This is a genomic window from Marinibaculum pumilum (assembly GCF_042646425.1).
Classification (GTDB): Bacteria; Pseudomonadota; Alphaproteobacteria; order Ferrovibrionales; family Ferrovibrionaceae; genus Marinibaculum; species Marinibaculum pumilum.
On record NZ_JBHRTR010000034.1, the window covers coordinates 327857 to 340409 of the forward strand.

General features: G+C 69.2%; 12 protein-coding genes. 9 read left to right on the forward strand and 3 right to left on the reverse strand.

The window, feature by feature from the left end:
* Window positions 1-10 precede the first annotated feature (10 nt).
* Window positions 11-1030: an ABC transporter substrate-binding protein gene (locus tag ACFOGJ_RS21385; protein WP_379904374.1), complete on the reverse strand. Its 1020-nt coding sequence runs from the start codon at window positions 1028-1030 to the stop codon at window positions 11-13.
* Between the two features lie 464 nt (window positions 1031-1494).
* Here ACFOGJ_RS21385 and ACFOGJ_RS21390 point away from each other — a divergent pair, with 464 nt between their 5' ends.
* The 9 genes from ACFOGJ_RS21390 to ACFOGJ_RS21430 all read left to right on the forward strand — a co-directional run bounded on the left by ACFOGJ_RS21390 (window position 1495) and on the right by ACFOGJ_RS21430 (window position 11078).
* Window positions 1495-2265, forward strand: coding sequence for an ABC transporter ATP-binding protein (locus tag ACFOGJ_RS21390; protein ID WP_379904376.1), 771 nt, complete (start codon window positions 1495-1497; stop codon window positions 2263-2265).
* A gap of 8 nt (window positions 2266-2273) precedes the next feature.
* Window positions 2274-3428: a Gfo/Idh/MocA family protein gene (locus ACFOGJ_RS21395; RefSeq protein ID WP_379904377.1), complete on the forward strand. Its 1155-nt coding sequence runs from the start codon at window positions 2274-2276 to the stop codon at window positions 3426-3428.
* Between the two features lie 22 nt (window positions 3429-3450).
* A complete protein-coding gene (locus ACFOGJ_RS21400) occupies window positions 3451-4632 on the forward strand; it encodes a dihydrodipicolinate synthase family protein (RefSeq protein ID WP_379904379.1) in 1182 nt (393 codons plus the stop codon).
* Window positions 4633-4727: 95 nt separating this feature from the next.
* Window positions 4728-5750 (forward strand): Bug family tripartite tricarboxylate transporter substrate binding protein, encoded by a 1023-nt coding sequence (locus ACFOGJ_RS21405; RefSeq protein WP_379904381.1) that lies wholly within the window; start codon window positions 4728-4730, stop codon window positions 5748-5750.
* A gap of 157 nt (window positions 5751-5907) precedes the next feature.
* A complete protein-coding gene (locus tag ACFOGJ_RS21410) occupies window positions 5908-6408 on the forward strand; it encodes a tripartite tricarboxylate transporter TctB family protein (RefSeq protein WP_379904383.1) in 501 nt (166 codons plus the stop codon).
* A gap of 9 nt (window positions 6409-6417) precedes the next feature.
* Window positions 6418-7959, forward strand: coding sequence for a tripartite tricarboxylate transporter permease (locus ACFOGJ_RS21415; RefSeq protein WP_379904385.1), 1542 nt, complete (start codon window positions 6418-6420; stop codon window positions 7957-7959).
* Between the two features lie 4 nt (window positions 7960-7963).
* Window positions 7964-8803 (forward strand): sugar phosphate isomerase/epimerase family protein, encoded by an 840-nt coding sequence (locus ACFOGJ_RS21420; protein ID WP_379904387.1) that lies wholly within the window; start codon window positions 7964-7966, stop codon window positions 8801-8803.
* Window positions 8800-10230 (forward strand): mandelate racemase, encoded by a 1431-nt coding sequence (locus ACFOGJ_RS21425; protein ID WP_379904389.1) that lies wholly within the window; start codon window positions 8800-8802, stop codon window positions 10228-10230. Before ACFOGJ_RS21420 ends, ACFOGJ_RS21425 begins: the two co-directional genes overlap by 4 nt.
* Window positions 10227-11078 (forward strand): sugar phosphate isomerase/epimerase family protein, encoded by an 852-nt coding sequence (locus tag ACFOGJ_RS21430; RefSeq protein WP_379904391.1) that lies wholly within the window; start codon window positions 10227-10229, stop codon window positions 11076-11078. The genes ACFOGJ_RS21425 and ACFOGJ_RS21430 overlap by 4 nt, the downstream gene beginning before the upstream one ends.
* Before the next feature lie 21 nt (window positions 11079-11099).
* Here ACFOGJ_RS21430 and ACFOGJ_RS21435 read toward each other — a convergent pair whose 3' ends face one another.
* Both ACFOGJ_RS21435 and ACFOGJ_RS21440 read right to left on the reverse strand, forming a co-directional pair.
* Window positions 11100-11528, reverse strand: a complete 429-nt coding sequence (locus tag ACFOGJ_RS21435) for a PACE efflux transporter (protein ID WP_379904393.1) — start codon at window positions 11526-11528, stop codon at window positions 11100-11102.
* 145 nt (window positions 11529-11673) lie between these two features.
* Entirely contained in the window at window positions 11674-12435 is a 762-nt protein-coding gene (locus ACFOGJ_RS21440; protein WP_379904395.1) for an SDR family NAD(P)-dependent oxidoreductase, read from the reverse strand.
* Window positions 12436-12553 lie beyond the last annotated feature (118 nt).

Consider the following 12553-nt stretch of genomic DNA (forward strand, 5'->3'; position numbering starts at 1 on the left):
GCGGCGCAGCCTACATGCTGGTCTTCGGCATCTTGATCGACGTGTCGATGAACTCGTTGGTATAGGCCTTCTTCACGTCATAGGGCTGCTTGATCTCGAAATAGGTCTCGACCATGTCGTAGTCGGTCGCCATCCGCGAATCCTCGAAATGGCCAAGGCCGACATTCTGCGAATGCTCGTTGCTCATCAGCTCGGTGACCAGCTTCCAGTTCTGCAGCTCGTTGTCCTTCTTCAGGCCGGTGTTCGCCGCGACCAGCGCGTCAACGCAGGCCTCCGCGTTCTCGACGCAGAAGGCGAAGGCCTTCTGGCTGACCTCGACGAAGGTCCGGACCGCATCCGGATTCTCCTTCAGGAACTCGCCATTGGCGATCAGCGAATTGCCGTAGGGGTTCACGCCGACATCCTTCCAGGAGACGAAGCCCATATCGTCGCCCAGCTGGCCCTGGAAGATGTGGTGGATGTTGTAGAACGAGGTGGTGACGTCGATCGAGCCGGCCTTCAGCGCCGAGAGCTTGGCGTTCGGCTGCACGTTGATCCACTGCACCGAGTCGGGCTCGATGCCGACCGCCTTGGCGAAGACCGGGAACATCGCCCGCGCCGCATCCGACGGCGGGTTGCCGATCTTCTTGCCGGCGAAATCCTTCGGGCCGGTGATGCCCGAGCTCTTCAGCCAATAGAAGCCCTGCGGGGTGTTCGCATAGACGTTCATGATCGCGACGATGTCGGCGCCGGCGCCGATCGCGGTCAGCACCACGCCCATATCCGCCAGGCCGAGCTGGCTGGCGCCGATGCCGACCCGCTGGGTGGCCAGCTGCGAGCCCTTGCCCTGCTCGATGGTCAGGTCCAGGCCGGCCTTGTCGTACCAGCCCTCCTGCTTGGCATAGTAGTAGGGCGCGTGATCGCCGCCGGCGATCCAGTTCAGGATCAGGTTGGCCTCGGTCTTGTCGGCGGCCTGCGCCTGCGGCGCGGTGGCGAGCGCCAGGCCCATAACCCCGGCGAGGGCGGCCGTGGTGACGGCACGATTCAGCATTGTTCTGCTCCTCCCATATTGCAGCTTGCGCAACCCCGCCGGACCGGTCCAGAACAGCGATCCGGGCGGCTGGTGCCTGCGGGGCCCGTGCGACGCACGGTAAGTAACCGGCTGGTTATTTGATTGTCGATGGCGCCGGTGGCCCTTGTCAACGCGGGCCGGGCCGGTGGTTTCGAGGGCCTGTCCGCATGGTGGCGGAACGCCGGAAGCGTTCGCCGGTCCGGTTGACGCTCCCACCGCTTTGTGATGGTGTTGTAACCATCCGGTTACCAAATCGACCCCGTCGACAATAGCATGTCGGTCAGGGCTGCATCCCGGTGATTGGCGGCCGGCGACGGGCGGCCGAACCGAATGCGGCAATCGCCGGCAAGCCGTCACGGGACAGGGAGGACGGCATAGAATCCGCGACCACAGGCGGGGCGGCGGGCGGCGCGACGGCTGCCGGCACCGCATCAGCGACACCGATGATCCGGCTGGAGAATGTCCGCAAGGTCTATCGTGCGGGCGGCGAGGAGGTTCTGGCCGTCTCCGACGTGACCATGACGGTGTCGGAAGGGGAACTGGTCGCCCTGGTCGGTCCGTCCGGCTGCGGCAAGACCACAGTGCTGAAGATCCTGGCCGGCCTGCACGGCCATGACGGTGGCGAGGTGCATATCGGCGCCTCCGCCGGCGCGGGCGGCGCGAGCGGCGGCCTGGTGCCCGGCCGCGACATCGGCATGGTGTTCCAGCAGGCGCTGCTGCTGAAATGGCGCAACATCCTGGACAATGTGATGCTGCCGGCGGAGATCCTGGGCCTGCCGAAGAAGGCGAGCCGGGAGCGCGCCCGCGACCTGCTGGAGATGGTCGGCCTGGCGGACGCGGCGGAGAAATATCCCTACGAACTGTCCGGCGGCATGCAGCAGCGCGCGGCGATCGCGCGCGCCTTCGTGCACGACCCGAAGCTGATCCTGATGGACGAGCCGTTCGGGGCGCTGGACGCGCTGACCCGGGAGAAGATGAACCTGGAGCTCCTGCGGATCTGGGAAGAAAGCCGCAAGACCATCGTCTTCGTGACCCATTCGATCCAGGAAGCGATCTTCCTGTCCACCCATTGCGCGGTCCTGACCGCCGGGCCCGCGCGGATGGCCGACTATTTCCCGGTCGAGCTGCCCTTTCCGCGCAAGCTCGGCCTCAAATCGACCGAGCCCTTCGGCGTCTATGCGCGCCGGCTGTATCAATGTCTCGGCATGGAGTGAAAGACGACATGGCTACCCGCCGCCTCGGCATCATCATGAACGGCGTCACCGGGCGCATGGGCTACAACCAGCACCTGGTGCGTTCGATCCTCGCCATCCGCGATGCGGGCGGCGTGGCGCTGTCGAACGGCGACAGGGTGATGCCCGACCCGATCCTGGTGGGCCGCAACGCGGAGAAGGTGGAGGGGCTGGCGCGCGCCCACGGCATCACCCGCTGGACCACCGACCTGGATGCCGCCCTGGCCGACGCCAACGACGAGCTGTTCTTCGACGCCGCCACCACCCAGCTGCGGGCGGAACTGGTCGGCAAGGCCCTGGACGCGGGCAAGCATGTCTATTGCGAGAAGCCGGTGGCGGAGAGCCTGGACGATGCCGTCGCCCTGGCGAAAAAGGCGAAGGCGTCCGGCCTGAAGCACGGCGTGGTGCAGGACAAGCTGTTCCTGCCCGGTCTGCGCAAGCTGAAGCTGCTGATCGATAGCGGCTATTTCGGCCGCATCCTCTCCGTCCGCGGCGAGTTCGGCTACTGGGTGTTCGAGGGCGACTGGGGCGTGCCGGCGCAGCGGCCGTCGTGGAACTACCGCAAGAACGAAGGCGGCGGCATCATCCTCGACATGGTCTGCCACTGGCGCTACGTGCTGCACAACCTGTTCGGCCCGATCCAGTCGATCTCCTGCCTCGGCGCGACCCACATCCCGGAGCGGGTGGACGAGAACGGCAAGACCTACAAGGCGGATGCCGACGACGCGGCCTATGCCACCTTCCAGATCGAAGGCGGCATTGTCGCCCATATCAACATGTCCTGGGCGGTGCGGGTGCGCCGCGACGACCTGGTCACCTTCCAGGTCGACGGCACGCACGGCTCCGCGGTGGCCGGCCTGACCTCCTGCGTCAGCCAGAGCCGGGTCAACACGCCGAAGCCGGTCTGGAATCCCGACGTGCCGAAGTCGATCGACTTCTTCGGCACCTGGGAAGAGGTCCCCGACACGCAGGTCTATGACAACGGCTTCCGCCTGCAGTGGGAGGACTTCATCCGCCACCTGGCGGAAGATGCGCCCTGGAAGTTCGACCTGGCCGAGGGCGCGCGGGGCGTGCAGCTGGCCGAGCTGGGCCTGCAGAGCTGGGCGGAGCGCCGCTGGCTCGACGTGCCCGAGCTGAAGATCTGACGAGCCGGAGGTCCGATCCGACATGGCCGAAGTCACCCTGCCGACTGCCGACCGCCGCCTGGAGACGTTCCGCCTGCGCGAGCCATCGCCCTACTGGCAGGACGGCGGCCGCGCGGATCGCAGCACCTTCAACCGCATCGCCATCGCCGCCGCCCATGTGGTCGCCGATCCGCTGGCGCCGCACGACCCCTGGCTGCAGCCGTCGATCGACTGGGACCGCACCCTGGCCTATCGCGACATCCTGTGGGACCTGGGCCTGGGGGTGGCGGAGGCGATGGACACCGCCCAGCGCGGCATGGGGCTCGCCTGGCCGGAGGCGCAGGAGCTGATCGCCCGCGCGCTGGACCGGGCGAAGGGGCGCAGCGACGATCCGGTGATCGCCAGCGGCGCCGGCACCGACCATCTGGAGCCCGGGCCCGACGTCACGCTGGACCAGGTGATCGCCGCCTATGAGGAACAGGTCGGCTATGTCGAAGGGCTGGGCGGCCGGGTGATCCTGATGGCCAGCCGCGCGCTGGCGAAGGCGGCGAAGGGGCCGGAGGACTATGCCCGGGTCTACGACCGGATCCTGTCCCAGGTCCGCCGCCCGGTGATCATCCACTGGCTGGGAGAGATGTTCGACCCGGCGCTGGAAGGCTATTGGGGCTCCGGCGACCATATGGCCGCGATGGACACCTGCCTGGACGTTCTTGCCGCCAACGCGGCGAAGGTCGACGGGGTGAAGATCTCGCTGCTGTCGAAGGAGAAGGAGGTCGCGATGCGCCGCCGCCTGCCCGACGGCGTGCGGATGTATACCGGCGACGACTTCAACTATGCGGAACTGATCCACGGCGATGCGGAGGGCCATTCCGACGCGCTGCTGGGCATCTTCGATCCGATCGCGCCGGCGGCATCGGCGGCGCTGCAGGCCCTGGGGAAGGGGTCCGACAACCGCTTCTTCGACATCCTGGAGCCGACCGTGCCGCTCAGCCGGCATGTCTTCCAGGCGCCGACCCGGTTCTACAAGACCGGCGTCGTGTTCCTGGCCTATCTGAACGGCTTCCAGGACCATTTCACCATGGTCGGCGGACAGCAGAGCGCGCGCTCCGCCCAGCACCTGGCGGAGCTGCTGCGGCTGGCGGACAAGGCCCGTCTGCTGCGCGACCCCGAACTGGCGGCCCGGCGCATGCGCGACGTGATGGCGGTTCACGGCCTCGCCGCCTGAACCGCATGAAGGCTGACCGGCCGCGCGGGGAACCCGCGGCCGGACGGAACCGCCGCGGCATGGCGCACGCGGCGGCTGGAAAGGGAGGACAAGGAATGACACGGAACGCGAAAGCGCTGTTCGGGGCCGCGGGTCTCACTGCCGCCCTGGCGCTGACTGCTGGTTCGGCCCTGGCCGACAACCATGCCTGGAAGCCGGACCGCCCGATCACCATCGTGGTGCCCTGGGGCGCCGGCGGCGCCACCGACCAGGTCAGCCGTGTGACCGCCGGCGTGCTGGAGAACGAGCTGGGCCAGAAGGTCGTGGTGGTGAACACCCCCGGCGCCTCCGGCTCGATCGGCAAGAAGAATGTCTGGGAGGCCGACCGCGACGGCTATACCTGGGCCGCTGGCGCGCCGAAGCAGCTGGGCACCTACAAGCTGCTGGGCATGTGGGACACCTGGGTCGACGACTGGCAGCTCTATACCACCGTCACCAACGTGCCGATGGTCAGCGTGAACCCGGACACCCCGTACAAGACGATGGACGACCTGCTCGCCGCGATGAAGGAGAAGCAGGTCCCGGTCGCCACCGCCGGTGCGGGCTCGTCGGGCCATGCCGCGATCGAGGCGCTGAAGGGCGCGACCGGCCTGGACTATCGCCATGTCAGCTATGACGGCGGCAACCCGGCGGTGATCGCCGTGGTCTCTGGCGAGGCCGAGGTTACCACCCAGCTCGCCTCCGAGCAGTCGGAGATGGTGCGGGGCAAGCGGCTGCGGCCGCTGGCGGTGCTGTCCGACAAGCCGCTGGAGATCGAGGGCTACGGCACCGTGCCGCCGATCACCCAGTTCGTCGACAAGAAGCTGCCGCAGCTCGCCACCTCCTTCGGCATCTTCATCCCGAAGGAGGGCACGCCGCCGGAGGTGATCGAGACGATGAACGCGATCTGGGCGGAGAAGATCCCCAACGCCAAGGAGCTGAAGGGCTATGCCCTGAACCGCGGCGCCCTGTTCACCCCTGCCTATGGCGACGGCGCCCGCGAGCAGGTCTGGCCGGAGATCCAGGCCGATGCCTGGAGCTTCCACGATGCCGGCCGCACCACGATGTCGCCGGAAGAGCTGAACATCCCGAAGCCGTAGGGCTGGTACAATCCTGACCGTCATCCTCGCCCTTGAGGCGAGGTTCCATTCCGCTATCCGTGCAGCACTTCACCGCTTGCGGAATGGGTTCCCGGGTCAAGCCCGGGAACGACGGATCGGGGGGAGTGGACCAATACAAACCGCCCGGAGCGCCCCGATGCCGCGCGCGGATTTCCTGTTCTCGCTGCTGCTGATCGCCCTCGGCCTGGCCGCCGCGGTCGAGGCCTGGCGCATGCCGCGCTTCGAGAATCTCGGCGTGCACCCGATGACCGCGCCCGGCCTGACCCCGGGCCTGCTGGGGCTGGTCGTCGCGATCCTGGGGGCCGTGCTGATGGCAGGCGCAATCCGGGCCGGCGGCTGGCGACGGGCGAAACAGGGCACGGTGGAGGGGCGCGCCGAGGGCCGCGCGGTCGCCGGCCGGGTGGCGCTGACCCTGGTGCTGACGATCGGCTATGCCGCCATCCTGGTCGGCCATCTGCCGTTCTGGCTGGCCACCGCGATCTTCGTCTTCCTGTTCGTCGCGATCTTCGAATGGCCCGCGCAGGGCAGCCTGCGGGACCGCCTGCGCGGCCTGGCGATCGCGCTTGTCCTGGCGGCCGTGATCGCTGCCGCCGTCACCTATCTGTTCGAGGAGATCTTCCTCGTGCGGCTGCCATAGGCCGCCGCCGTGGAGGGGCTCACCTATTTCCTGGACGGGCTGCTGACGATCGGCAGCGACCCGATCGCGCTGTTCGCGGTGCTCTGGGCGACCCTGCTGGGCATGGCGGTCGGCATGATGCCGGGGCTGACCGCGACCCTTGGCGTGGCCCTGCTGACCACCCTGACCTTCCGGATGGCGCCCGGCGACGCGATCCTGATCCTGATCTGCATGTATGTCGGCGCCATCTACGGCGGCAGCCGCAGCGCCATCCTGCTGAACATCCCCGGCACCCCGGCCAATGCCGCCAGCGCCCTGGACGGCTTCCCGATGGCGCGGGCCGGCCGGGCGGGGGAGGCGCTGGTGCTCAGTACCGCGGGCTCCGCCATCGGCACGGTGATCGGCCTGATCGCCCTGGCGCTGGTGGCGCCGCTGCTGGCGGAGTTCGCGCTGAGCTTCGGCTCCTTCGAATTCTTCTGGCTGGCGGTGTTCGGCATCATCATCTCCGGCCACCTGACCGCCATCGACAACCCGGTGAAGGGCTGGATCGCCGGCTTCCTGGGGCTGCTGCTCGCCACCGTCGGGCAGGAGGGGATCCACGCCTATCAGCGCTTCAGCTATGGCTGGACCGACCTGGCCGGCGGCATCGGCCTCTTGCCGGCCCTGGTCGGGGCCTTCGGCTTCGCGGAGATCCTGTCGGTGATGAAGGCGCGCCGCTACGACGTGCTGCGCGACATGGGCTCCGCCGCCCTGCCGAAGCTGCGCACCCTGTGGGGCTACAGGCGCACCCTGTTCCGGTCCGGCATCCTGGGCACCCTGATGGGCCTGATCCCCGGGGTGGGGGAGGATATGGGCGCCTGGTCCTCCTATGCCGCCGCCCGCCGCGCCAGCCGCGAAAAGGCGCAGTTCGGCAAGGGCAGCCGCGAAGGGCTGCTGGCATCTGAGACCGGCAACAATGCCGCGGTGCCGGGCGCGCTGATCCCGGTGCTGGTGCTGGCGGTGCCCGGCTCCGCCCCGGCGGCGGTGCTGCTGGCCGCGCTGCTGATCCACGGCATCCGGCCCGGCCCCCTGATCATGATCGAAAGCCCGGCCTTCGTGTTCGAGGTGGCGGGCATGCTGCTGTTCGCCGCCATCGGCATCCTGGTCCTGGGCCTGGCGCTGACCCGGCCGCTGCTGACGGTGCTGTCGGTGCCGCGCGAGCGGCTGATGCCGATCGTCTTCGTGCTCTGCACCGTCGGCGCCTTCGCCATCGCCAGCCGGGTCTTCGACATCTGGGTGATGCTGGCGATGGGCCTGGTCGGCTTCGCCCTGCGCGAGATGAAATACCCGATGGCGCCGCTGGTGCTGGGCATCGTGCTGGGCGACATCCTCGACAAGTCGCTGCGCCGCGGCATGACCCTGACCGACGGCAGTTTCGAACCCTTCCTGACCCGCCCGATCTCGATCGTGCTGTGGCTCGCCTGCCTGGCGACGATCCTGTTCAGCTTCTCCGCCGTGCGGCGGGTGGCCGGCAACGGGCTTCGCCGGCTGCTGCCGGGACGCCGCGGGGACACCGACAAGGACCAGACCTGAACCGATGACGACACAATCCCCTCTGCGCCTCTCTCTGTGCAATGAGGTGCTGCGGCACCTGCCCTTCGCCGAGCAATGCGCCTATGCCGCCGCCCTGGGCTATGAGGGGCTGGAGATCGCGCCCTTCACCCTGGCCGACGACCCGACCGCGCTGACAGCGGCCGAGGTGCAGGCGGTGCGCCGGTCGCTGGCCGATAACGGCCTGGCCGCCACCGGCCTGCACTGGCTGCTGCTGGCGCCGAAGGGCCTGTCGATCACCGATCCCGACCCGGATGTACGGGCGGCGACCCGCCGGGTGATCGAGCGGCTCTGCGCCCTGGCCGGCGAACTCGACTGCCGGGTGCTGGTGCACGGCTCGCCGCACCAGCGGCGCACCGGCGGCGATGGGGGCGCGGTCGAGCGCGCGGTGGAGATGCTGGCGATCGCGGGCGAGGCCGCGCGGGCCGCGGGGGTCACCTATTGCCTGGAGCCGCTGGCGCCGAAGGAGAACGACTTCGTGCATACCGTCGCGGAGGCAGCCGAGATCGTGCGCCGCATCGACAACCCGCATCTGCGCACGATGATCGACTGCAGCGCCGCCTCCCAGACGGAGGCGCAGCCGGTGGGCGAGGTGATCCGCGAATGGATGCCCTCGGGCCTGGTGCGGCATATCCAGCTGAACGACACCAACCGCCGCGGGCCGGGGGAGGGGGACCTGCCCTTCACGCCGATCCTGCAGGCGCTGATAGACACCGGCTATGACGGCGATATCGCCTTCGAGCCGTTCGTCTACAAGCCCGACGGCGGCGCCTGCGCCGCGCGGTCCATCGGCTATGTGAAAGGCATCCTGGAGGCGATCCGATGAGCAAGGTGACAAAGGCATCGGTCGTATCCATCGACCTGTTCGAGCGCCCGGTGGTGCTGCGCATGCCGTTCCGCTTCGGCATCGTCACCCTGACCCATGCGCCGCAGGTCTTCGTCCGCCTGAAACTGGCGGACGGCAGCACCGGCATCGCAGCCGAGATGCTGGCGCCGAAATGGTTCGACAAGAACCCGGACCTGACCAACGAGCAGAACTTCGACCAGCTGCGCCGCTCGCTGCTGCTGGCCGCGGAGCGCACCCTGGCGGGGCCGCAGGACCTGGCGCCCTTCGCCCTGCATGCGGCCCACGAGGCGGACCATCACGCGGCCTGCGCGGCGGAGGGGCTGAACGGCCTGGTCGCCGGCTTCGGCCTGGCGCTGGTCGACCGGGCCATCATCGACGCGGTCTGCCGGCGCGACGGCGTGTCCGTGTTCCGCGCGGTGGCGGAGAACCGGCTGGGCATCGGCAGCGACACCGCGCCCGACCTGCAGGGGTTCGATATCGGCGGCTTCCTGGCCGGCCTGGCGCCGGCGGCGACCATCGAGGCGCGGCACACGGTCGGGCTGGTGGATTCCCTGACCGACGCCGATATCCCGGCGGATGCCAGGCTGGACGACGGCCTGCCGCAGAGCCTGGAGGCGGCGGTCGCCACCTACGGCCTGCGCAGCTTCAAGCTCAAGGTGCAGGGCGATGTCGATGCCGATATCGACCGGCTCTGCGGCATCGCCGCGGTGATCGACGCGCAGCCCGCGCCCTACCGCTCCACCCTGGACGGCAACGAGCAGTACAGGACGCCGGAGGCGGTGCTGGAGCTGTGGCACCGCATCGCCGCCGAGCCGCGGCTGGAACGGCTGCGCGCCTCGATCCTGTTCATCGAGCAGCCGATCGCCCGCGCCGCCGCCCTGTCCGCCCCGCTGGGCCCGCTGGCCGAAGCCGCGCCGGTGGAGGTCGACGAGTCCGACGCCGATATCGATGTCTTCCCGCGGGCCAAGGCTTTGGGCTATGGCGGCATCTCGTCGAAGTCCTGCAAGGGCTTCTACCGCAGCCTCCTGAACCGCGCGCGCACCGCCGCCTGGAACGAGGAAGCCGGTGCGGAGCGCTACTTCATGTCGGCGGAGGACCTGACCACCCAGGCCGGCGTGGCGGTGCAGCAGGACCTGGCGCTCGCCACCCTGATCGGCTGCAGCCATGTGGAGCGCAACGGCCACCACTATGTCGACGGCATGGCCGGCGCGCCGGAGGCGGAGCAGGCGGCCTTCCTGTCGGCGCATCCCGACATCTACCACCGGCAGGCGGGGCGCGCCCGACTGAACATCCGCGACGGCAGCATCGCCATCGGCTCCCTCGACACGCCGGGCCTGGGGGTCGGCCCGCTGCCAGACTGGCAGGCGATGGATGCGATGCCGAAGCCGGGAAAGATCAGCGCATGAGCGAGCCAGACCTGAAGAAGCTGTCCATCAACCTGGCCACCCTGCGCGGCCAGTGCGACCTGGTGCAGGCGGTCGATGTCTGCCTGAAGCACGGCATCACCGCCATCGCCCCCTGGCGCGACCAGATCGCCGCGGTGGGCCTGGACCGTGCCGCCCGCGCGGTGCGGGAGAACCGGCTGCAGGTCACCGGCCTGTGCCGCGGCGGCATGTTCCCGGCCGCGACCCCGGAGGAACGCCAGGCCGCCATCGACGACAATCTGCGCGCGCTGGAAGAGGCGGTGGCGCTGTCGGCCGACTGCCTGGTGCTGGTGGTCGGCGGCCTGCCCGACGGATCGAAGGATATCGGCGCCGCCCGGCAGATGGTCGCCGACGGCATCGCCGCGATCCTGGAGCGCTGCCGGAACGCGAAGATGCCGCTGGCGATCGAGCCGCTGCACCCGATGTATGCGGCCGACCGCGCCTGCATCAACACCATCGACCAGGCGCTGGACGTCTGCGACATCCTGGACCCGGATAATACCGGCGGCATCGGCGTTGCGGTGGACGCCTACCATGTCTGGTGGGACCCGCGGCTGGAGGCGGCGCTGGCGCGTGCCGGCGAAGGCAACCGGATCCTGGCCCACCATATCTGCGACTGGCTGGTGCCGACGAAGGACCTGCTGCTGGACCGCGGCATGATGGGCGACGGGGTGATCGACCTCGCCCGCCTGCGCCGCCTGGTGCTGGCCGCCGGTTTCGACGGCCCGCAGGAGGTGGAGATCTTCTCCGCCGAGGACTGGTGGAAGCGCCCGGCGGACGAGACGGCGCGGACCTGCGTGGAACGCTGGCGGACGCACTGCCAGCCGTAGCGGAGGCGTGACGCCGGGCGGCTATGTCTCCGCTCGCGCCCCGGCCGGCGGGAACAGCCCGTCATACCCCCAGGTGAAGACGAAGGTATAGGCCATGTAGAAGGCGCTGAAGGAGAGATCCATCAGCAGCGCCTCGGCCAGCGACACGTCCAGCCACCAGGCGAAGACCGGCAGCAGCATCGCCATCAAGGACAGCTCGAACAGCGCCGCATGGGCGCACCGCAGCTTCAGGGTCTTGCGCGGGCTGCCGCGCCAGCGCTTCAGGGCGCGGTCGAAGCCCAGGTTGAACAGGTAGTTCCACAGCATTGCCGCAGTCCCGCCGAGCAGGGCGAGGGCACCGATCTGGTCGAGCGGGTGGGCGAATGCCCAAGCAAAGAGCGGGGTGACGAGCAAAAGGCCAATGGCCTCGAAGCTGACGGCCTGGCGGATACGGTCTGCAGTGCTGCGCATGGGACGGCTCCGATGGGTATCGGGTCGTCCCGTCTGCGGACCAGGGAGGCCGGGCGAGGTCGTCCTCGCCTGCGACAGAGATGGGCTCCCGGCGCCCCTTTGGCAAGGCGGCGCCGGGAGAGTGCAGGTCGGCCGCGCAGCCTGCTCAGGCGCCCAGGCCGCCGGCGACGTTGATCGCCTGGCCGGTGATGTAGCCGGCGGAGGGTCCGGCCAGGAAGCCGACACTATCCGCCACCTCCTCGACCGTCGCGATGCGGCGGATCGTGTGCAGGTCCAGGATCTGCTCGTGGTCGGGCAGGTCGCCGGCGACCGAAGCCGCCATGTCGGTGGGCATGATCCCCGGCTGGACGATATTGACCGTGATGTTGCGCGGGCCGAGGTCGCGCGCCACCCCCCTGGCATAGCCGGCCAGCGCGGCCTTCGTGCCGGCATAGTCGGCGACACCGGGGAAGGGCACATGGGAGCCGAGCAGGGAACCGATATAGATGATGCGCCCGCCATCCGTCAGCCGGGGCGCGGCCGCCCGGGTGGTGGCGACCGGGCCCATGACATTGACCTGCCACTGGCGGTCATGGGCCACGGCGTCGAAGTCCGGATCGTCGACCGTCCGGCCCTGGACCGCGACGGCGGCATTGGCGACGAGGATGTCGAGCCTGCCGAAGGCGGCGATCACCTGCTCGATCAGCGGCCCGGCGGCGGAGAGATCCGCCTGGTCGCTGCGGACGGCGAGGGCGCGGACGCCCATGCCCTCCAGCTTCTGCACCACCGCTGCGGCCTTGTCCGCCGAAGACAGGTAGCTGATGGCGACATCCGCGCCCTTTGCGGCAAGCGCCTCCGCGGTGGCGGCGCCAAGGCCGCGCGAGCCGCCGGTGACGAGGGCAGCCTTGCCCGCCAGCAATCCGGTCATGACCGTTCCTTCCATATGCGGTCGGGCAGCGCCCGGCGGCAGCCGGTACGCTGCGCTTTATATCGTAATGATCATTACGATAACGATCGATATGGAATTTGGACGGAAGGCGGTCAAG